This window comes from Pseudomonas sp. NPDC099000, assembly GCF_044759925.1.
GTDB lineage: Bacteria > Pseudomonadota > Gammaproteobacteria > Pseudomonadales > Pseudomonadaceae > Aquipseudomonas.
Window position 1 is genome coordinate 16,795 of sequence record NZ_JBIWAF010000042.1, and the last position, 19,411, is coordinate 36,205.

The following is a 19,411-nucleotide window of genomic DNA, read 5'->3' on the forward strand; positions in this document are numbered from 1 at the left end:
CACCTCTCAGTTCGCCACGCCGTCAGCGCGTTGGCGCGGCAAAGCCAGTTGCAGCAGGTTGGATTCATTGGCCTGCGCGCGAGACAACTCGCCGCGCATGGCGCCTTCGCAGAGCACCAGGATGCGGTCGGAAATGCCCATCACTTCCATCAGGTCGCTGGAGACCACGATCACCGCGATGCCGCTGGCGGCCAGGTTGTGGATGATCTGGTAGATCTCGGCTTTGGCTCCGATGTCGATGCCGCGAGTGGGCTCGTCCAGTAGCAGGACTTTCATCGGCATCGACAGCCAGCGACCGAGAATGGCCTTCTGCTGATTGCCGCCGGACAGGTACATGATTTTCTGCTCGGCACTGGGCGTCTTCACTTTCAGCGCCTTGATCTGCTTGTCGGCGTTGCCCTTTTCCCACAGGCCGCGCAACAGGCAGCCGAAGGTGGAATGGGCACCGCGTGCGCTGATATTGATGTTCTCGGCGACACTGGCCAGCGGCAGGATGCCCTCCTTCTTGCGGTCTTCGGGACACAGCAGAATCCCGGCCGCGATGGCATCGCGGGGGGAGCGCAGTTTCACCTCATGACCACGAAGCTCCAGGCGTCCGGCGGTGTTGCGCGTCAGCCCGCTGAGCATCCGGAACAGCTCGGTACGCCCCGCGCCCACCAGGCCGAACAGCCCGAGAATCTCGCCCTTGTGCACCTCGAAACTCACCGGTTCACGCAACCCCGGCCCGAGCAAACCGTCAACCTTGAGCGCGACGGCGCCCCGCTGGCGACTGCGGTAATCGTAGATGTCCTGAATGTCGCGACCGACCATGCACGTCACCAGCTGGTCGTGGGTCAGCTCGCTCATGTCCTCGAAGGTGCGCACGTAGCGGCCGTCCTTGAACACCGTCACTGCGTTGCAGATGCGGAACACTTCTTCCATGCGATGGGACACGTAAAGCACCACTTTGCCTTCGTCACGCAGGCGTCCGATGATCGCCATCAAGCGATCGATTTCCCGTGCCGACAGGCTGCTGGTGGGTTCGTCGAAGGCAATCACATGCGCGCCACGGGACAGCGCCTTGGCGATTTCCACCAACTGTCGCTGACCGAGGGACAGGCGCCCTACTTTCTCTTGCGGATCGATTTCATCGGCCAGGCCTTTGAGGCAGGTCAGCGCTTGCTGACGCAACGCGCCACGATTGATCAGGCCGAAACTGGCCGGCAGATGCCCGAGGAACAGGTTCTCCGCGACGGTCATTTCCGGCACCAGGTGCAGCTCTTGGTGGATCACCGCTACGCGGCTGGCGATGCTGTCGGCGGTGGACTTGAAGACCATCGTCTGCTCGCCGATCTGCAGGTCGCCGCTGCTTGGCGTGTAGGCACCGCCGAGGATTTTCAGCAGGGTCGACTTGCCGGCGCCGTTCTCGCCCATCAAGGCGTGAACCTGCCCGGGACGCGCGACGAAGCTGATGCCATCCAGCGCCTTCACCCCGGGAAAGGTCTTGCCGATCCCGTTGAAGCGCAGGCTGCCGCCGACGCTGTGCTCATGTGTCTGTACTTGCGCGTGCATAAAACCACCTCATCACACAGATCAGGCGGCCCCGTCGCCAGGGCCGCCGATGAAATCAACCAGCCCTCAGTTCCACAGGCCGATTTTTTCCAGTTCCTGCTTGAAGTTCTCGCGAGTGATGAGTGTCACGTCGTCCATCGCGGTGTATTTCGGTGGCTCTTTGCCGGTGGTGACCCACTCGAACATCATGCTGGCGGTGTTGTAGCCCTCGATGTGCGGGCTTGGCAGCATCGAACCGAAGAAACCGCTGTTGGCTTTCTTCAGCTCGCCGATGGCGTCGGTGCCGTTGATGCCGATGCCGATCACGTTGGCCGCAGCGAATCCGGCGCTTTCGGTGGCCCGCACGCCGCCCAGCACGGTGTTGTCGTTCATGCCGCCGATGATCAGGTTTTTCGCCGCGCCCGGCAGTTTCACCAGGGCCGAGTTGGTCGCGTCCATGCTGCCCGGCACGTCGAGGGTTTTCAGGGCCGAGAACAGGATGTGGTCCTTTGGCATTCCGGCATCTTCCAGCGCTTTGACCGAACCGTCGGTGCGCTTCTTGCCGGTGTCGAGTTCATTGAAGGTGTTGATCACCGCGTAGGTGTCTTTCCAGTCCCAGCCGCGTTTTTTCGCTTCGGTGGCCATTGCCGCGCCCTGCTTCTGCCCGACTTCGAACGCCGCCATGCCGAGGTACGGAACGTCTTCCATGAACTTGCCATTGGCATCGACGAAACGGTCATCGACGGCGATGACTTTCAAACCGTTGAGTTTGGCTTTGGCCATGATCGCCGGGCCGAGGGATACGTCTGGCGGACAGATCACGAAGCCCTTGGCGCCGTTGGCGGCGAGGCTGTCGATAGCCGAGAGGGTTTTCTCGCCGTCAGGCACGGCGATCTTGATCACGGTGAAGCCCTTCTCTTTCCCGGCCTTCTCGGCGAATGCCCATTCGGTCTGGAACCAGGGCTCTTCCGCCTGCTTGACCAGGAAGCCGATTTTCACTTCCTCGGCCGCCAGCAGCGTACTGCTCAGGCTGACCGCAGTGACCGCTAAAGCGGCACAGCACAGGGAACGGATCCCACGACGACGATTCATAAGCTGACTCCTTGTTATTTTTTTTGAGCGTTATTTTGAAAGCCGGTACTGCAAATAGTCATATCGTATGATGATTGGATTTCAAACGGAGTTCCGCATCTGAAAGCCGTTTTGCTCAGTCGTGATACATGACCGAGCGACCACCATCGATGGTGATGCACGAGGCATTGATGAACGGCGCTTCATCGCTGGCCAGGAATACGGCAGTCATGGCCACTTCCATCGGTTGCCCGATACGACGCGGCGGATGCAGGTCGAAGGCCCGCTGACGTTCGGCATGGTGGTCGGCAAAACCGTTCCAGTAATCGACGTTCAATTGGGTTTCGATGTAGCCCGGCGCGATTGCATTCACACGAACGCCCTTTGGTGCATATTCAATGCCCAGCGCACGGGTCAGCCCGAGCAAGCCGTGCTTGGCCAACGGGTACGGAAAGCAGCCCGGGATGATGTGGGTGGAATGGGTCGAGGCGATGTTGATGATGCCTTGCTCGATCATTTGCGGCAGCACGGCCTTGTTTTTCAGGCGCTCACCTTTGGGCGGTTCGGGCACGGCTGGCAAGGAAAGAGGCTCAGCCATGGATCAAGCCCCCCTTTTGCAGGCACGACAAAAGCCGGGCATCTGTCGATGTCCGGTCAAAAGTCTTTTTGGAAAATCGCTGCATCACTTCACCTGTTTTGTTTTTTTAAGTGTGAGTGCGTGTAACTGATGGCCGACTATAAACCCGACCACCAAACAATCTCAATATATAATTTTACATCCCATATTTTGGGATTCATCCAGCGAAGCGTGTACAGGGCTTCCCGGGTACATCGACGCGAATCGACAGCAGCGCACCGTCCAGCGGATGGTTGAGCGGGCTCGCGGCGCTGGTGATGTACAGGGTTTTCAAGTCTTCGCCGCCGAACACGCAACTGGTGGGGCGGCTGACCGGCAGTTCGATCACGCAGTCGACATAGCCGTCCGGGGTCAGCCTGATCAGGCAACTGCCGTCCCAGCGGGCGTTCCAGATGAAACCCTGGGCATCCATCGCCGAGCCATCCGGGCCACCCCGATCGTGGGGGCCGAACCAGACATACGCCGTGTCCAGGTTGCCATCGGTGTGGACGAAATAGCGGTACAAGGTTTTGTCCAGGCTGTCGGCGAAAAACAGCGTGGTTTCGTCCTCGCTCCACAGCAAGGTGTTGGGAATGCCCAGCCCGCGAAGCAGCGGCGTGACCCGGGCATCGCGGTCGATGCGAAACAGGCCGCCGGAGCGTCGCACGATGGGCAAGTCTTCGCCCTGCTCGCCGATGTTGTTTTGCATCGTGCCGAGCCAGAGCCGGCCCTGCGCATCGCAGCGGGCTTCGTTGGCGCGGTTGCCGGGTTGCGGATCGGCGACGCAGAGCAAGGTCAGACGTGGTTCGAGTCCTGGCGATTCAAGGTCCAGGCGATAGACGCCGCTGCTCAATGTCACCAGCGCATCGCCGCTTTCGCAGGGGATGAATGCGGAGACGTGTTCCGGCATTTCCCAGATCTGCACGTTGGCGCCGATCAGCCGCAGGGCTTGCTTGCCGGCGATGTCCACCCAGTACAGCGCCTGGGTCGGCACATCCCAGAACGGGCCTTCACCGAGTTGCGCACGGTGTCCGGTAACCGCATTCCACGTCATGAAACCTCCTGCTTTTTTCTTTATGTGGGAGTGAGCCTGCTCGCGATGGCGGTGTGTCAGGCAACTTAGTCGCTGAATGCTAAACCGCTTTCGCGAGCAGGCTCGCTCCCACAGGGTTCTTTATTGTCAGCTGGCTTTTTTGTCGGCCATGACTTGCGGGTAGAAGCGTTTGATCGCCAGGTCCGCATTGTCTATCAGAGTCATGCACGCCCAGACACCCCGCGCGGCATCCCGGGCGGCGATGGCGTCGGCCATGTCTTTATGAATTGGTAACGTGCGCCGCAGTTCGTCCGGATCAGCGGCAGACACTTCGAACGACACAGCCAACAGCGCCCCGAGGGCCGGGACCATTTGTTCGATGAACTGGTTGTGACTGGCGGCGAGAATGCACTCGTGGAAGATCTGGTCGGCGCGGTTGTAATCGATGCCGCTGTCCACCGCCCGTTCCAGCGCGTTGTAAGCCTGGAGAATCGCTTGCACCTGTTCGACCGTAGCGCGCTCGCACGCCCAGCGCACGGCCATCGGTTCGATGGTGCGGCGCAGGTCGAGCAGGTCGTCGACGAAGTTTTCCGGCAAGCCGCTGCGCGACAGCCAGCCCACGACTTGCGGATCGAAGAGGTTCCAGCGTCGCACCGGCAACACCCGCGTACCGACCTTCGGCCCGACTTCGAGCATGCCTTTGGCGACCAGGGTCTTGATGGCTTCGCGGATGACCGTGCGACTGACACCGAGCTGCTCGCCCAGGTCGGCTTCAACCTTGATGGTCTCACCAGGCTTGACCTGGCCTGCGGCTATCCAGCAACCCAGCCAATCGACGGTCGACGCATGAAAACTGCTGGACATGGGCACCTCGATGCAGGAACGGCAAAAAGCCGTTCGCGATGGGGGTCCACGCTAATCATCATACGATTGGGTGTCAATTTGAATTTTGCAAGCGTGCCTGACGAGCGATTTGAACGAATCCACTTTGTGACCTACGGTTAGCCGCGACAGATCAAGCAGTCAATAGCATCTCTTCCACTAGAATCCACTATCGACAGGTATAAGCATGAACATGGATGCGTCTACGCAATACCCGATTGTTTTGGTCCACGGCCTTTTCGGTTTCGATAAAATCGCCGGCTACCCCTACTTCTTCGAGATCAAGGAAGCGTTGGAACACGCAGGCGCGAAGGTGTTTGCCGTTAACATTCCAGCCGTTAACGGCAACGAGGAGCGCGGTGAAAAACTGCTCGTCCACGTCAACCGCATTTTGCATGAAACGGGAGCCGCCAAGGTCAATCTGATCGGCCATAGCCAAGGCCCACTGGCCGCACGCTACGTGGCGGCGCTGTACCCGGAAAAGGTCGCGTCAGTCACGTCGGTCAGTTGCCCCAATCATGGCTCCGAGATTGCCGACCAATTGCATAAGGCGCTGACGCCTGGAGAGCTGCCCGAAGCGGTCGTACTTGCCCTGTTCAAGGCAGTCGGCACTTTCATTTCGTTGATCAGCGGCCACCCGGAAAACCCTCAGGACGCTCAAGCAGCTTTCGAATCCCTGACCAGCGCGGGATTGGCCGCCTTCAATCGCAAGTACCCGCAAGGGGTGCCGAAACAATGGGGTGGGGAAGGCAATGAAATTGAAAACGGCGTGTACTACTACTCCTGGAGCGGGATCGTACAAAACTTCCAAAGCCTGCAACCTCTCGATCCGTCCCACTTGAACTGTATCGTGCTGTCGAAGTTATTTTACAAAGAGAAAAACGCCAACGACGGGCTGGTCGGTCAATACAGCTCGCACTTGGGGAAAGTGATTCGCTCGGATTACCCGATGGACCACTTTGACGCAGTCAATCAGATTGCAGGGATCGACAGCTGGAATGTGAACCCGGTCAAGCACTACCTTGACCATGCGGCTCGGCTCAAGAGCAAAGGCTTGTAACCCCCAATGACAACGGCCCGCTTGATAGCGGGCCGTTTTCCAGAGCACTGCGCGTTACGGTTCAAGGCCTATGGGGAAGAATTCGCGGGCGCTCCACACACCAAGCCAGCGTTGCCCGTCGATCTCACGGGTCACGGCCAGTTCCACCAGTTGATAGAACACATTGCGATGGATCAGGGCTTCGAGGTTGGTGCGCACATGCACGTAGGGCGCAGGCTCTTGCGTGACTGGATCGATGACCACGCGAATCGGGTGTTCAGTGCCGGCTTCCGTGGTCTCGTCGACGTTGGTGGTGAAGCGCAAGACTTGAGCTTCGCCCTCGCCCTCCACGTCCACGGCAATCGCCACAAACGGCGCATCATCGACCTTGATGCCCACCTTCTCGACCGGCGTGATCAGGAAGTAATCATCGCCATCGCGGCGAATGATGGTGGAGAACAGCTTGACCATCGGCTTGCGCCCGATCGGCGTGCCCAAGTAGTACCAGGTGCCGTCGCGGGCGATGCGCATGTCGATGTCGCCACAGAAGTCGGGATTCCACAGGTGGACCGGCGGCAAGCCTTTGGTTTTGGGGATTTGCCCCAACAAGTCGTTGGCTTTTTGCGGGCCACTCATGGCGTTCTCCTTGGATTACTGGTCGCTGAGACCAATCAGACTGCGCGCGTATTGCTCCAGCGGCGGGCCAATCAGGTCTTGTGGCTTGTTATCGTGGAACGTCAGTAAACCGCCACGACTCTTGATACGTGCAGTATCAATCAAATACTGGGTGCTGGTCTCGATCAACATGATCTGAATCACGCCGCTGTCGATGCCGAGGCGATCCACGTATTCCTGATCGAGCCATTCGTCCGAGTTACCGATACGGTCATCCGCCTTGGCGAACCGGGTGTAAAGCAGGTAGTGGGCTCCGGCGGCGCGAGCTTCGCCCATGGCCTGGTCGAGGCCTTCGGGGGTGCGCGCGCGGCGGACCATCGGGAAGTATTCGATAAAACCGTTGTAGGCTTCTTCAGCGACCACGTTAGGTCGCGGATAAGCACTGCCCGGCGGCGCGAAGGCACCTTGGGCGATGTAGATAAACGAGTCCGGCTGGATGCGCAGGTTATTCACCCGACGACTGTCGCTGTGATCCAGCAGCCCTGCATCGCTCATGTGGTAGCGAGTCCCTTCAGCCATATCGCTGACATTCATGCAGCCACCAAGCACCAAAACGGCCAGCAGCAAAACCAGGCTACGCATCCTACCCTCCAGAGGCCGGTGACGGAAAACCGGCGAATGGCCATTGGATGCAGCTTCCGCGCCAGCTCGGCAAACATCTGCGCCTGACAGATTGCCTTCGCGGGCAAGCCTCGCTCCTACAGGGAATTGCACAAGTCCTGTAGGAGCGAGGCTTGCCCGCGAAGGCGCCCGATCAGCCGCCAATAATCTTCATGACAGTAGCACCACCGGAGAACGCCACTTCCTGCTTGTCCCCCAAGGCTTTCACCAGAAGACGCTGCAACGCCGGCAACGCCTGATGGCGCGGCTTGTCGAGCAGATCGCCGACATAGTGGCGATTGCTCGACGATAAACAGCCATGCAGCCAGCCGGTGGACGACAGGCGCAAGCGCGAACAAGTCCGGCAGAAGGGAACACTTTCATTGGCAATCACGCCAAAGTGCCCCAGCCCCGGTATTTCGTAGCGCACCGCAGTGGCGTCTACGGGCGCATCGGCTTGCAGGTACTCATAACGCTCGCCGATCAGGCTCAGCAACTGCTGAAGGCTGACAAACTGCTGCAGGAAGGCGTTGTTGTCGCTGGCCAGGTGACCCATGCGCATCAGCTCGATGAAGCGCAATTCATAGCCACGCTCCAGGCAGTAATCGAGCAGCGGCATCACCTGATCAAGGTTCTGGCCGCGCAGGGGCACCATGTTGACCTTGATTTTAAGGCCGGCCGCCTTGGCCTGATCCATACCGTCGAGCACGGTCGCCAGATCGCCGCCACGGGCAATGCTGCGGAACGCGCTGGCATCCAGGGTATCGAGGGAAACGTTAATGCGACGGATGCCGGCGTCCACCAGCAACGGCAGCTTTTTCGCCAGTAGTTGACCATTGGTGGTCAGGCTGATGTCTTCCAGGCCCATCTTGCCGACGGCCGTCATGAAGGCTTCGAGCTTGGGGCTGACCAGCGGCTCACCACCGGTGATGCGCAAGCGCTCGATGCCCGCTGCTTCGATCAGATACGCCACGCCGCGTGCCATCGCCTCGGCCGACAATTCATCCTGCGCAGCCACCAGCCGCTTGCCGTTAGGCACGCAGTAGGTACACGCGTAATTGCAGGCTGAGGTCAGGCTGATCCGCAGATTGCGAAAACGCCTGCCTTGACGGTCAACGATCATGGAGCACTCCGGCGAAAGGAATTTGAACGCGTAAAACTTGACTCACAAATCAAGTTTTAGCAAGTCCCATGCCTGAGTATATTCCTGAGGTACGGCGCCATATAGCGAAATCATGGCGCAATAAGGCGAACTGTATGGATTCAGCTGCTTGGGGTGTCGGTATCGCGCTTGCGTTTGTTGCCCATGCGCACGCCGATATCCATTAGGAACTGGAAGAAACCTTCCTGATCTTCCAGCACGTTGCTCCAGAACGGCGAGTGATACAGCGCCACGGCACCGTGCACCAGCGCCCAGGACGCGCAGTAATGGAAGTAAGGGGGTACGTCTTCAAGTTTGCCTTCGCTGATCCGGCCCTTGATCAACAAGGTCAGGCGTTCGAAGTTCGAGGCGCGGATCTTGTGCAGCTCCTCGACCATCTCCGGCACCTGGTTGCCCTTGACCACCTTCTCTTCCAGGCGATCAAACAAACGATAGCGTTGCGGATCGCGCATGCGGAATTCGAAGTAGGCCCGGGACAGGGCTTCCTTGTCCTTGTCGACATCAGCCGAATGCAACAGCTCGTTCAGATCACGCTCGTAGTCGAGCATCAGGCGCAGATAGATCTCCGCCTTGGATTTGAAATGCTTGTAGATCGTGCCTTTGCCGATACCGACGGCATCAGCAATCATCTCGACGGTGACACTGTCTTCACCTTGGTCGAGGAACAGCTTGAGCGCGGTATCGAGAATTTCTTGCTCGCGGCGACGAAACTCACGGACCTTACGAGGTTCTTTATGCATAAGAAAAGGTCTGTAGGGGTCAAAATTCGAAGCCGCGTATTATGCCTAACTTGCGCCAAAATGCACGGATCATCCGACCATATCTATGTTTCTTGATGATTTCACACAGGGTCGCACGCTGATGAGAACTCTTCCGAAGCGCCCGTATTCCAAAATTGTTTAAAAACCGGGGCCGGTAAACTGGACTCGGCGCAATACTGATCAATACTTGAACTGTCGGCGGGACATCTCCCCCAAGTGTCGCGTCGATATAGGTACCAACGGACCGCGTGCCTTTGTTTTACTCCTAATGGTCTTAACCCGGATTCACCCCCCAGAACCCGGGTTTTTTTTGCCTGCGATTCAGCCTTTCACATGCGCCAGCGGAAACAGGCGCTTGAAATTTTCAGTGGTCTGTTCGGCAAATCGCTCGTAGGTCTCACCACGCAACATTGCCAGAAATTCCGCAACCTCGCGCACGTACTGCGGCAGGTTGGGTTTGCCGCGATAAGGGATCGGAGCCAGGTACGGAGAGTCGGTCTCCACCAGCAATCGGTCAGCCGGCACTTTGCTGGCGACGTCACGCAGCGCATCGGCATTGCGAAAAGTGACAATACCGGACAGGGAAATGTAATAGCCCATGTCCAGCGCGGCTTTGGCCATGTCCCAATCTTCAGTGAAGCAATGCAGCACGCCCGCCTGAGGCAATGCAGCCTCGCGCAGCAGACTCAACGTATCAGCACGGGCGCCACGGGTGTGGATGATCACCGGTTTGCCTGTTTGCTGGGCAGCCTGCAGGTGCAAGCGAAAGGAGGCCTGCTGCAACTCTGCCGCTTCCGGCTCGTAGTGATAATCCAGGCCGGTTTCACCGATCGCTACGACACGGGGGTGATTGAGCTCACGCAACAACCAATCCAGCGCCGGCGCGGTATCCGGTTGTACATCCAGCGGATGCACGCCCACTGAACAGTCGACGTCGTCATAACGTTCGGCCAGGGCTTTGACATCCGCGGCATTTTCGACGCTGACGCCGATACATAAAAAGTGCCCTACCCCGCGCTGCCGGGCCGCATCAAGCGCGGCATCCAGGGAGCCGTCGTGGGCGGCGAGGTCAAGACGATCGAGGTGACAATGGGAATCTACGAGCATAAAAGGGCTGCAACTACATCGTATGAGTGGGACGGTCGGACTTCAGGGCTCCGGCCAGATGGGTTTCGATTCGACTGCGTGCGGTGTTGTCGCCGTCGTTGAATTGTACGCCGACCCCGGCAGCCCGATTGCCCTGCGCACCTTTGGGGGTAATCCAGGCAACCTTGCCGGCCACCGGAATCTTCTCGACCTCATCCATAAGGTTCAGCAGCATGAACACCTCGTCGCCCAACTTGTAGCTCTTGTTGGTCGGGATAAACAGGCCACCGTTCTTGATGAACGGCATGTAGGCCGCATAAAGCACGGACTTGTCCTTGATGGTCAGGGACAAAATGCCGTTGCGCGGCCCCGGATTGACGGCTTCATTCATGCTGACCTCCATTGCTGATGATCAGAGTCTAGGCACAGACCATCACTTCTGGGTAGGCAAGGATGCCCATTGCACCAGCAGCGCCTCCAGCAACAAGGCCGGATTGAGGTTGGCTTTGCTCATGACCTTCTGTCGCTGGGCGAGGATCCAGTCCTGGATGCTCAAGACTTTATCCTGAGCGGTTTTCTGCGCCAGGTATTGAATGACCTTGCGCATGTCCGTCAACCCCAGGCCTTCTTCATCCTGGGTCAACTGATAGCGCAGGATCAGACTGGACCAGTCGCAGAACCAGTCGAACAACAGCAGCTGCGGGACGGTTTTCCATTCTTCGGCCAACTGCGTCGGCGATTGCTGCTGTTTGAGCAGCTTCTTCACACCTTCGACCACCAGCGCTCGCTGTTCGCGCACGCCCTGTGCCTGCAACTTGACCGCGGCCAGCGGCGAGCCGGCGGCCAGGGTCAGCAGTTCGATACGCTCTTCTTCCGAGCTGTCCGGCAGGGCCTTGGCCAGCCAGGCCAGACTCATCGCTTCGCTCGGCAGCGGGCAGGCCTGCTGCACGCAGCGGCTCTTGATGGTCGGCAGCAGACGGCTGGTCTGATGGCTGACCAACAGCAAAACAGTATCGCCGGACGGTTCTTCAAGACTTTTGAGCAAGGCGTTCGCGGCGTTGATGTTCATCGCCTCGACCGGCTCGATCAACACCACTTTGCGCCCGCCCATCTGCGCAGTCTGGACCACAAAGCTGACCAGATCGCGCACCTGATCGACCTTGATCGCCTTGTCGGCCTCTTCGGGTTCCAGGATGTAGTTGTCGGGGTGGCTGCCGGCCTTGAGCAGCAGGCAGGATTTGCACTCACCGCAGGCATCCTGCGCGGTAGGACGCTGGCACAGCAAACTGGCCATCAACCGTTCCGCCAGCGCCCGCTTGCCGATCCCGGCCGGACCATGCAGCAGATAGGCGTGCGCATGTTGCTTGCGACCGGCCATCTGCTGCCAGAGGCTGTCCTGCCACGGATAGGCTTCAGCCACGGGTCAACTCCAGCAGGCGTGGCAGCAAGGCATCCAGCGACTGCTGAACCTGCGCCAGCGGCTGAGCCGCATCGACCAGGACATAACGCGTCGGGTCAGCTTCAGCGCGCTTGAGGAACGCACTGCGCACGGCATCGAAAAAGGTCCGGCCTTCGAGCTCAAAACGATCCAGGCGACCGCGAGCGCTGGCGCGGGCCAGACCCACTTCCACCGGCAGATCAAAAATCAGTGTCAGGTCCGGGCGCAAATCGCCCTGCACAAAGGTTTCCAGGGTCGCGATACGCTCCAGCGACAAACCGCGACCGCCGCCCTGATAGGCGTAGGTCGAATCGGTAAACCGATCACACAAGACCACCGCACCACGGGCCAGGGCCGGGCGAATCACCTCGGCCAGATGCTGGGCTCGCGCGGCGAACACCAGCAACAACTCGGTGTCGGGGTTCATGACTTCATCAACCGGCGCCAACAGCACTTCGCGAATCCGCTCGGCCAACGGCGTACCACCCGGCTCGCGGGTCAGCACCACCTCGATACCGGCGGCACGCAGGCGCTCGGCCAGGTATTCGCGGTTGGTGCTCTTGCCCGCGCCTTCCGGGCCTTCCAGGGTAATAAACAAGCCAGTCACGGGCAGTCCTTAATCAGAGTCATTGCGGGTTTTGCGGCGCGGGTACAACCGGCTCGGGCTCAGGCTCCGGAGCGGGTGCAGCAGCGGGTTCTTGCGACGCTTCCGGGGGCGCAAATTGTGGCAAAGCTTCGGGATCGGGATTGGGCGACGCAGCCGGAATCGGCGCCTCGGCGTCCGGCGCTTCACCATTCAGGGTTTCTGGCGCCGAGACCGGTGCCGGGCTGGACCGGTAGTCGGCACGACGCTTGAGCTGGAACTCACGCACCGCATTATTGTGAGCATCCAGATCATCGGAGAACACGTGGCTGCCATCACCGCGAGCGACGAAGTAGAGGCTGTTGCCCGCCACCGGGTTCAACGCGGCATGAATCGCTTCGCGGCCGACCATGGCGATCGGGGTCGGCGGCAGGCCGGTGATCATGTAAGTGTTGTAAGGCGTGGCTTCCTTGAGATGCGCTCGGGTCAATTTGCCGCTGTAGCGGTCACCAAGGCCGTAGATCACCGTTGGATCGGTCTGCAGCATCATGCCCATCGCCATGCGCCGCACAAACACACCAGCAATCTGCCCGCGCTCCTGGGGCACACCGGTTTCCTTTTCCACCAGCGAGGCCATGATCAGCGCCTGATAGGGTTCGGTGTACGGCACATCCGCGGCGCGCTGTTCCCATTCTTTGGCCAGGACTTCGTCGAGGCGATCGTAGGCTTTTTTCAGCACCTCGACGTCGGTCATGCCACGCACGAAACGGTAAGTGTCGGGGAAGAATCGTCCTTCGGGAAAGATCCCGGTGTGGCCGAGCCTGGCCATCACCTCGCTATCGCTCAAGCCATTAAGGGTCTGCTCGAGTTTTTCATCCTTGGCCAATGCGGATCGGACCTGATGAAAATTCCAGCCTTCGACCAGGGTCAGGCTGTACTGAACGATATCCCCACGCTTCCACAGGTCGATCAGCCCTGCGACGGTCATGCCGGGCTGCATGCGGTATTCACCCTTGTGCAAGGGTTGTCCGGCCAGATTGAAACGCCAATACACGCGCAACCAGAAAGCGTCCTTGATGACGCCATCGGCTTCGAGTCGATAGAAAGTGCGGGTCGGCGTAGTGCCTTTGGGCACTTCCAGCAGTTCTTCCTGAGTGATGTTCAGCGGCTGTTCCAGCGCCGTATGTATCTTCCAGGCGGAGGCGCCCAGACACAGCCCTGCCAGAACCAACCCGGTTTCCAGCAGCAGCAAGAATTTACGTCTCACGTATCAAGCATCCAGTAGCGCGCGGGCAATGGTTTGGAGTTTACGGGTGAGCGGCCCAACCGACCAGCTCAGCGCAGCATAGGCGCGCACCGGCCAAACGCCATACACGCTGTTGCAGACAAAGACTTCATCGGCCCATTGCAGCTGATCTAGGCTGATGTCGGTGATTTGCGTGGGGATCCCCAATGACTCGGCTTGAAACAATAATTCGGCACGCATCACGCCAGCCACGCCGCAGCGCTTCAAGTCAGCCGTGATCAACACGCCATCGCGCACCAGGAACAGATTACTGAATACGCCTTCGATCACCCGCCCCGTCCTGTCGAGCATCAAGCCTTCGGCATGCTCGGTGTCCTGCCATTCGGAACGGGCGATGACCTGCTCCAGACGGTTCAGGTGTTTGATGCCCGCAAGCAGCGGCTGCCTGGACAAGCGTGTCGCACAAGGGAACAGGCGAACGCCCTGCTCGCCATGAACGGCAGGATAAGCAGCGGGAGGATTGCCTTGCAGAATACGTCGGGCCTGAGCCGAAGGATCGGGAGCGTAACCGCGCAGACTGTCGCCGCGGGTGATGATGAGCTTGAGCACGCCCTCACCCAGTGCGCAGGCATAAGCCAGCAGCTCACTGCGGATCAGCTCGTGATCGACAGCGATCGCCAGGCGCGAACAGCCATCGGCCAGACGCGCCAGATGTCGGTCCAGCAGCAACGGTTGCCCACCACGCACGGCAATGGTCTCGAACAGACCATCACCGTAAGCCAGGCCGCGATCTTTCAGCGACAAAGCGTCAGCCGGCTGACCGTCGACCCAGCTGTCCATCAGTCAGCGAACCGGCGGAACACCAGCGAGCCGTTGGTACCGCCAAACCCGAAGGAGTTGGACAGCACCACATCGATATCCATGTTGCGCGCGGTGTGCGGCACGAAATCGAGATCGCAGCCTTCGTCCGGCTCATCGAGGTTGATGGTCGGTGGCGCCACCTGGCTGTTGATCGCCAGCACGCTGAAGATCGCCTCGACTGCGCCTGCTGCACCCAGCAAGTGACCGGTCATGGACTTGGTCGAACTGACGGCCAGTTTGTAGGCGTGATCGCCGAACACCGACTTGATCGCACAGGCTTCGGCAAGGTCGCCGGCCGAGGTCGAGGTGCCGTGGGCGTTGATGTACTGAACCTGGTCGCCATTGATCTTCGCGTCGCGCAAGGCATTGGTGATGCAACGGGCAGCACCGGCGCCATCGGCCGGTGGCGAAGTCATGTGGTAGGCATCGCCACTGGTGCCAAAGCCGATCAGCTCGGCGTAGATGGTCGCGCCGCGTGCCTTGGCGTGTTCCAGTTCTTCGAGAACCAGCGCGCCGGCACCGTCGGACAAGACGAAGCCATCTCGGCCCTTGTCCCATGGACGGCTGGCACGGGTTGGCTCGTCGTTACGGGTCGACAGCGCGCGGGAAGCACCGAAGCCCCCCATGCCCAGACCGCAAGCCGCCATCTCGGCGCCGCCGGCAATCATCACGTCGGCTTCGTCGTACATGATGTTGCGGGCTGCCATGCCAATGCAGTGCGTACCGGTGGTACAGGCGGTGGCGATGGCGTAGTTAGGTCCCTGTGCACCCAGATGGATGGACAGGAAACCGGAAATCATATTGATGATCGAGCCAGGCACGAAAAACGGAGAAATCCGTCGTGGGCCGGAATCATGCAGAGTGCGGCTGGTTTCTTCGATATTGGTCAGTCCGCCAATACCCGAACCCATGGCCACGCCGATGCGCTCACGGTTGGCGTCGGTGACTTCCAGACCGGCGTTACGAACTGCCTGAAAACCTGCGGCCAGACCGTATTGAATGAACAGGTCGAGCTTGCGAGCTTCCTTGACCGACAGGTATTCCTCGACATTGAAGCCCTTTACCGAGCCGCCAAAACGGGTGGAATAGGCAGAAAGGTCGGTGTGTTCGATCAGACCAATGCCACTGCGGCCAGCCAGAATGCCCTGCCAACTGCTCGGCACATCCGTGCCCAGTGGCGACAACATACCCATACCGGTGACTACGACGCGTCTACGCGACACAGCACTCTCCTTTTTCAAATGACGACTTTGCATCAGGCCTAAAGAAAAAACCGCACGCCGTGATGGCAGTGCGGTTTTTCCATGACAGCAAGCAACGATTACAAGCTATTAAGCCTGGTGGTTAGTAACGTAATCGATTGCAGCTTGTACAGTAGTGATCTTCTCAGCTTCTTCGTCAGGGATTTCGGTCTCGAATTCCTCTTCCACAGCCATCACCAGCTCAACGGTGTCAAGGGAGTCGGCACCCAGGTCTTCAACGAAGGAAGCAGTGTTGACCACTTCTTCTTCTTTAACGCCCAGTTGCTCAGCAACGATTTTCTTGACGCGCTCTTCGATGGTGCTCATACCTTGTTTTCACTCCTAATGGACAAATTCAGGCAGCTGGCCAGTGGGTAAGTGTATAGAAAGACTTTTCAGTTTTTCAACTGAAAGCTTCACTCCTCAAACCCGGCAGCCCTTTGCCTATAAATAGATTGCAGCTTTATAACGGATTTTAGACAGCTCGTATGACATTTTTTTGAAGCAATCCGTCACATTTAACTCATGTACATCCCGCCGTTCACCGGGATTGTAGCCCCAGTAACGTAAGCCGCACCGTCGGATGCAAGAAAAGCGACCACAGACGCGATCTCTTGAGCTTGCCCCAGACGACCCAGCGGAATCTGCGCCAGCATGGCTTCACGCTGCGCCTCGGGCAATTCGCGGGTCATATCGGTGTCGATGAACCCAGGGGCCACCGAGTTTACCGTAATCGAACGCGAACCGACTTCACGCGCCAGTGCACGGCTGAAACCTTCCAGACCGGCCTTGGCGGCTGCGTAGTTTACTTGGCCTGCGTTGCCCATGGCACCCACAACCGAGCCAATACTGATAATTCGTCCCCAACGGGCTTTGGTCATACCGCGCAAAACGCCCTTGGACAGGCGGAACAGACTGTTCAGGTTGGTATCGACGACATCATGCCATTCGTCATCTTTCATGCGCATCATCAGATTATCGCGGGTGATACCGGCATTGTTGACCAGGATCGCCGGCGCTCCGAACTGTGCAGAAATGCTCGCCAACACGGCAGCAACGGATTCGTCGCTGGTGACATTGAGTTCCAGGCCAGTGCCTTGAATACCGTTTTCCTTCAGGGTAGCGGCAATACGCTCGGCGCCGGAAGCGGACGTCGCGGTACCAACAACGATAGCGCCCTGACGACCCAGCTCCAGGGCGATAGCCTGGCCGATGCCGCGGCTCGCACCGGTGACCAGTGCAACTTTACCTTGCAGACTCATGCAAGTTTCTCCTGATTCAGGCCAGCGCTGCACGGGCGGCAGCGAAAGCGTCTGGGGTATTGAGGTTGGATGTCGACACGCCTTCGGCGCAACGCTTGTTCAGGCCGGCGAGTACTTTGCCAGGGCCGCATTCGACCAGCTGGGTCGCGCCCTTGGCAGCCAGCGCCTGGACCGATTCGACCCAGCGTACAGGCTTGTAGAGCTGCTCAAGCAGATCGCGCTTGAGGGTTTCCAGATCGGCCGGTACGCCGGCGCTGACGTTCTGTACAACCGGGATTTGCGGCGCTTGCCAGTCGATTGCAGCGATCGACTCAGCGAAACGCTCGGCTGCCGGACGCATTAGTTCGCAATGGGACGGCACGCTGACCGGCAACGGCATGGCACGCTTGGCACCACGAGCCTTGCAGCCTTCGATGGCGCGCTCGACCGCAGCCTTGGCTCCGGCGATGACCACTTGGCCCGGGGAGTTGAAATTGACCGCGCTGACCACTTCGCCTTGCGCCGCTTCGGCACAGGCAGCCAACACGTCAGCATCTTCCAGACCGAGGATTGCGGCCATGCCACCCTGCCCGGCCGGAACGGCTTCCTGCATCAACTGACCACGGCGCTCCACCAGTTTGACGGCATCGCCCAGGCTCAGGCTGCCTGCCGCGACCAGCGCGCTGTACTCGCCCAGACTATGACCGGCAACGTAAGCCGGACGAGCACCGCCTTCGGCCAGCCACAGACGCCACAAGGCGATCGAGGCGGTCAGTATGGCCGGCTGGGTTTTATCGGTTTGATTGAGTTGTTCTTCCGGCCCTTGCTGGGTCAGTGCCCACAGGTCGTAACCCAGAGCATCGGAAGCTTCTTTGAATGTTTCGAGGACAACCGGATGTTGTGCGCCCAACTCGGCCAGCATGCCGAGGGACTGCGAACCCTGTCCTGGAAAGACGAATGCGAGGGAAGCAGACATGTAACAAGCCCCTAATGATCTTGTCGTCGGAGAATTTGACGCCCCGCCTGGGGACGCAAGAAACTGACAGTTGGATGGCTAATTGAACTGAGCGGTCACATTTAAGCATTGTCCGACGAAAACGCCTAAAGCAACAAATCCTCCAGACGACCGTGAATGCGTTCCGGCAGGTTTTCCTGGACCTCGATCAGCGCACGCTGTATCGCACTCTGGAAACCCTGAACGCCAGCAGAACCGTGACTTTTCACGACAATCCCCTGCAGACCGAGAAAGCTTGCGCCATTATGCCGCGCGGGTGCCAGATCGGCTTGAAGACGCTTCATCAACGGCAGCGCCAGCGCGCCGACCATTTTCGAGGCGAGGTTTTTCTTGAACAAGGCTTCGATGCGCCCGGCAATCATGGTCGCCAGGCCTTCGCTGGACTTGAGCAGGATATTGCCGACAAAGCCGTCACACACCACCACGTCCGCCTCGCCACGGTACAAGCCGTCACCTTCGACAAAGCCGATGTAGTTGATGCCGCGAGCGCTTTGCAACAAGGTCGCCGCCAGCTTGACCTGCTGATTACCCTTGATGTCTTCGGTGCCGATGTTCAGCAACGCCACCCGAGGGCGAACGATGCCGAGGGTTTCTGCCGCCACCGAGCCCATCACCGCAAATTGCAACAGATGCTCGGCGCTGCAATCAACGTTGGCGCCGAGGTCGAGCAACTGGCAATAACCCTTCTGCGTCGGAATCGCCGCCACCATCGCCGGCCGATCGATGCCAGGCAACGTCTTGAGCACAAACCGCGACAACGCCATCAGCGCGCCGGTATTGCCGGCACTGACACACGCCTGGACCTTGCCATCACGCAACAGCTCAAGCGCCACACGCATCGACGAGTCAGGCTTGCCACGCAAGGCCTGCGCGGGCTTTTCGTCCATGGTGATGACTTCGGACGCCGGAGCAATCGACAGGCGCGAGCGATCCACAGCCGATTGGCCAGAGAGCAATTCTTCAAGAAGGGAGGGTTGACCGACGAGGGTCAGGTGCAGCGAGGGTGTAGCAGACAGACAAGCAAGGCTGGCCTGAACAATGCTGCGGGGACCGAAGTCCCCGCCCATTGCGTCAATCGCGATGACTAGAGCAGACAAGGATTACTCGTCAGCGCCCTTGTCGATCACTTTACGGCCACGGTATACGCCTTCTGGCGATACGTGGTGACGCAGGTGAACTTCACCGGTGGTTTTTTCTACAGACAGGGTGCTAGCCTCGAGAGCGTCGTGCGAACGGCGCATGTCGCGGGCAGAGCGGGATTTTTTGTTCTGCTGAACAGCCTTAATTGATTAACTCCTAAACGTTTGGGTCACGCTTTAACTGCGCCAATA

The 19,411-nt window shown here is 59.2% G+C and carries 21 protein-coding genes and 1 pseudogene; 1 reads left to right on the plus strand and 21 read right to left on the minus strand.

The features are described from left to right. Positions 1-6: 6 nt before the first annotated feature. The 5 genes and pseudogenes from araG to ACIQV9_RS27550 all read right to left on the minus strand — a co-directional run bounded on the left by araG (position 7) and on the right by ACIQV9_RS27550 (position 5,114). Complete coding sequence (gene araG, locus ACIQV9_RS27530) at positions 7-1,551, minus strand: L-arabinose ABC transporter ATP-binding protein AraG (RefSeq protein ID WP_403108131.1); 1,545 nt, start codon at positions 1,549-1,551, stop codon at positions 7-9. Positions 1,552-1,617: 66 nt separating this feature from the next. After that, positions 1,618-2,622 carry a substrate-binding domain-containing protein gene (locus ACIQV9_RS27535; protein ID WP_109633825.1) on the minus strand — a complete coding sequence of 335 codons (1,005 nt, stop codon included), beginning with the start codon at positions 2,620-2,622 and terminating at the stop codon, positions 1,618-1,620. A gap of 115 nt (positions 2,623-2,737) precedes the next feature. Next, positions 2,738-3,136, minus strand: a pseudogene (locus ACIQV9_RS27540) (SDR family oxidoreductase); the annotation flags it as partial. Positions 3,137-3,395: 259 nt separating this feature from the next. Then, positions 3,396-4,271: an SMP-30/gluconolactonase/LRE family protein gene (locus ACIQV9_RS27545; RefSeq protein ID WP_403108134.1), complete on the minus strand. Its 876-nt coding sequence runs from the start codon at positions 4,269-4,271 to the stop codon at positions 3,396-3,398. Between the two features lie 126 nt (positions 4,272-4,397). Beyond that, a complete protein-coding gene (locus ACIQV9_RS27550) occupies positions 4,398-5,114 on the minus strand; it encodes a FadR/GntR family transcriptional regulator (protein WP_403108136.1) in 717 nt (238 codons plus the stop codon). A 205-nt stretch (positions 5,115-5,319) separates the two neighbouring features. Between ACIQV9_RS27550 and ACIQV9_RS27555 the strand changes: the two genes are divergently transcribed. Next, positions 5,320-6,192 (plus strand): esterase/lipase family protein, encoded by an 873-nt coding sequence (locus ACIQV9_RS27555; RefSeq protein WP_403108139.1) that lies wholly within the window; start codon positions 5,320-5,322, stop codon positions 6,190-6,192. Between the two features lie 54 nt (positions 6,193-6,246). On the opposite strand, the gene ACIQV9_RS27560 is transcribed toward ACIQV9_RS27555, so the two are convergent. The 16 genes from ACIQV9_RS27560 to rpmF all read right to left on the minus strand — a co-directional run bounded on the left by ACIQV9_RS27560 (position 6,247) and on the right by rpmF (position 19,366). Beyond that, positions 6,247-6,807 carry a DUF1285 domain-containing protein gene (locus tag ACIQV9_RS27560; protein ID WP_403108142.1) on the minus strand — a complete coding sequence of 187 codons (561 nt, stop codon included), beginning with the start codon at positions 6,805-6,807 and terminating at the stop codon, positions 6,247-6,249. Positions 6,808-6,822: 15 nt separating this feature from the next. Then, on the minus strand, positions 6,823-7,428 hold the full coding sequence (locus tag ACIQV9_RS27565; RefSeq protein ID WP_403108144.1) for a DUF4823 domain-containing protein: 606 nt from the start codon (positions 7,426-7,428) through the stop codon (positions 6,823-6,825). Positions 7,429-7,600: 172 nt separating this feature from the next. Next, positions 7,601-8,569, minus strand: a complete 969-nt coding sequence (locus ACIQV9_RS27570) for a GTP 3',8-cyclase MoaA (RefSeq protein ID WP_403108147.1) — start codon at positions 8,567-8,569, stop codon at positions 7,601-7,603. Positions 8,570-8,709: 140 nt separating this feature from the next. Then, positions 8,710-9,348, minus strand: a complete 639-nt coding sequence (locus ACIQV9_RS27575) for a TetR/AcrR family transcriptional regulator (RefSeq protein WP_008152317.1) — start codon at positions 9,346-9,348, stop codon at positions 8,710-8,712. A 342-nt stretch (positions 9,349-9,690) separates the two neighbouring features. Next, a complete protein-coding gene (locus tag ACIQV9_RS27580) occupies positions 9,691-10,476 on the minus strand; it encodes a TatD family hydrolase (protein ID WP_403108151.1) in 786 nt (261 codons plus the stop codon). Positions 10,477-10,489: 13 nt separating this feature from the next. Continuing rightward, positions 10,490-10,846 carry a PilZ domain-containing protein gene (locus ACIQV9_RS27585; RefSeq protein WP_403108153.1) on the minus strand — a complete coding sequence of 119 codons (357 nt, stop codon included), beginning with the start codon at positions 10,844-10,846 and terminating at the stop codon, positions 10,490-10,492. A 42-nt stretch (positions 10,847-10,888) separates the two neighbouring features. Further along, positions 10,889-11,875, minus strand: coding sequence for a DNA polymerase III subunit delta' (locus ACIQV9_RS27590; protein WP_403108156.1), 987 nt, complete (start codon positions 11,873-11,875; stop codon positions 10,889-10,891). Further along, positions 11,868-12,500 (minus strand): dTMP kinase, encoded by a 633-nt coding sequence (gene tmk, locus ACIQV9_RS27595; protein ID WP_403108158.1) that lies wholly within the window; start codon positions 12,498-12,500, stop codon positions 11,868-11,870. Before tmk ends, ACIQV9_RS27590 begins: the two co-directional genes overlap by 8 nt. A gap of 19 nt (positions 12,501-12,519) precedes the next feature. Then, entirely contained in the window at positions 12,520-13,743 is a 1,224-nt protein-coding gene (gene mltG / locus ACIQV9_RS27600) for an endolytic transglycosylase MltG (protein ID WP_403108161.1), read from the minus strand. A 3-nt stretch (positions 13,744-13,746) separates the two neighbouring features. Continuing rightward, positions 13,747-14,562 (minus strand): aminodeoxychorismate lyase, encoded by an 816-nt coding sequence (gene pabC / locus ACIQV9_RS27605; RefSeq protein ID WP_403108163.1) that lies wholly within the window; start codon positions 14,560-14,562, stop codon positions 13,747-13,749. Next, complete coding sequence (gene fabF / locus ACIQV9_RS27610) at positions 14,562-15,806, minus strand: beta-ketoacyl-ACP synthase II (protein ID WP_010461853.1); 1,245 nt, start codon at positions 15,804-15,806, stop codon at positions 14,562-14,564. The genes pabC and fabF overlap by 1 nt, the downstream gene beginning before the upstream one ends. A gap of 108 nt (positions 15,807-15,914) precedes the next feature. Further along, on the minus strand, positions 15,915-16,151 hold the full coding sequence (acpP, locus tag ACIQV9_RS27615) for an acyl carrier protein (RefSeq protein ID WP_403108165.1): 237 nt from the start codon (positions 16,149-16,151) through the stop codon (positions 15,915-15,917). A gap of 191 nt (positions 16,152-16,342) precedes the next feature. Next, positions 16,343-17,086, minus strand: a complete 744-nt coding sequence (gene fabG, locus ACIQV9_RS27620; RefSeq protein ID WP_403108167.1) for a 3-oxoacyl-ACP reductase FabG — start codon at positions 17,084-17,086, stop codon at positions 16,343-16,345. Between the two features lie 16 nt (positions 17,087-17,102). Then, on the minus strand, positions 17,103-18,041 hold the full coding sequence (gene fabD / locus ACIQV9_RS27625) for an ACP S-malonyltransferase (RefSeq protein ID WP_403108169.1): 939 nt from the start codon (positions 18,039-18,041) through the stop codon (positions 17,103-17,105). A gap of 125 nt (positions 18,042-18,166) precedes the next feature. Beyond that, positions 18,167-19,177, minus strand: coding sequence for a phosphate acyltransferase PlsX (gene plsX / locus ACIQV9_RS27630; RefSeq protein WP_403108170.1), 1,011 nt, complete (start codon positions 19,175-19,177; stop codon positions 18,167-18,169). A 3-nt stretch (positions 19,178-19,180) separates the two neighbouring features. Next, on the minus strand, positions 19,181-19,366 hold the full coding sequence (gene rpmF / locus ACIQV9_RS27635; RefSeq protein ID WP_403108172.1) for a 50S ribosomal protein L32: 186 nt from the start codon (positions 19,364-19,366) through the stop codon (positions 19,181-19,183). Positions 19,367-19,411 lie beyond the last annotated feature (45 nt).

Coding starts and splice junctions, on each gene's coding strand:
- ACIQV9_RS27535 (WP_109633825.1), bottom strand. CDS start 2,622: ATGAATCGTCGTCGTGGGATCCGTTCCCTGTGCTGTGCCGCTTTAGCG.
- ACIQV9_RS27560 (WP_403108142.1), bottom strand. CDS start 6,807: ATGAGTGGCCCGCAAAAAGCCAACGACTTGTTGGGGCAAATCCCCAAA.
- ACIQV9_RS27545 (WP_403108134.1), bottom strand. CDS start 4,271: ATGACGTGGAATGCGGTTACCGGACACCGTGCGCAACTCGGTGAAGGC.
- ACIQV9_RS27550 (WP_403108136.1), bottom strand. CDS start 5,114: ATGTCCAGCAGTTTTCATGCGTCGACCGTCGATTGGCTGGGTTGCTGG.
- ACIQV9_RS27570 (WP_403108147.1), bottom strand. CDS start 8,569: ATGATCGTTGACCGTCAAGGCAGGCGTTTTCGCAATCTGCGGATCAGC.
- ACIQV9_RS27580 (WP_403108151.1), bottom strand. CDS start 10,476: ATGCTCGTAGATTCCCATTGTCACCTCGATCGTCTTGACCTCGCCGCC.
- ACIQV9_RS27565 (WP_403108144.1), bottom strand. CDS start 7,428: ATGCGTAGCCTGGTTTTGCTGCTGGCCGTTTTGGTGCTTGGTGGCTGC.
- ACIQV9_RS27575 (WP_008152317.1), bottom strand. CDS start 9,348: ATGCATAAAGAACCTCGTAAGGTCCGTGAGTTTCGTCGCCGCGAGCAA.
- pabC (WP_403108163.1), bottom strand. CDS start 14,562: ATGGACAGCTGGGTCGACGGTCAGCCGGCTGACGCTTTGTCGCTGAAA.
- araG (WP_403108131.1), bottom strand. CDS start 1,551: ATGCACGCGCAAGTACAGACACATGAGCACAGCGTCGGCGGCAGCCTG.
- ACIQV9_RS27555 (WP_403108139.1), top strand. CDS start 5,320: ATGAACATGGATGCGTCTACGCAATACCCGATTGTTTTGGTCCACGGC.
- ACIQV9_RS27585 (WP_403108153.1), bottom strand. CDS start 10,846: ATGAATGAAGCCGTCAATCCGGGGCCGCGCAACGGCATTTTGTCCCTG.
- fabD (WP_403108169.1), bottom strand. CDS start 18,041: ATGTCTGCTTCCCTCGCATTCGTCTTTCCAGGACAGGGTTCGCAGTCC.
- fabG (WP_403108167.1), bottom strand. CDS start 17,086: ATGAGTCTGCAAGGTAAAGTTGCACTGGTCACCGGTGCGAGCCGCGGC.
- acpP (WP_403108165.1), bottom strand. CDS start 16,151: ATGAGCACCATCGAAGAGCGCGTCAAGAAAATCGTTGCTGAGCAACTG.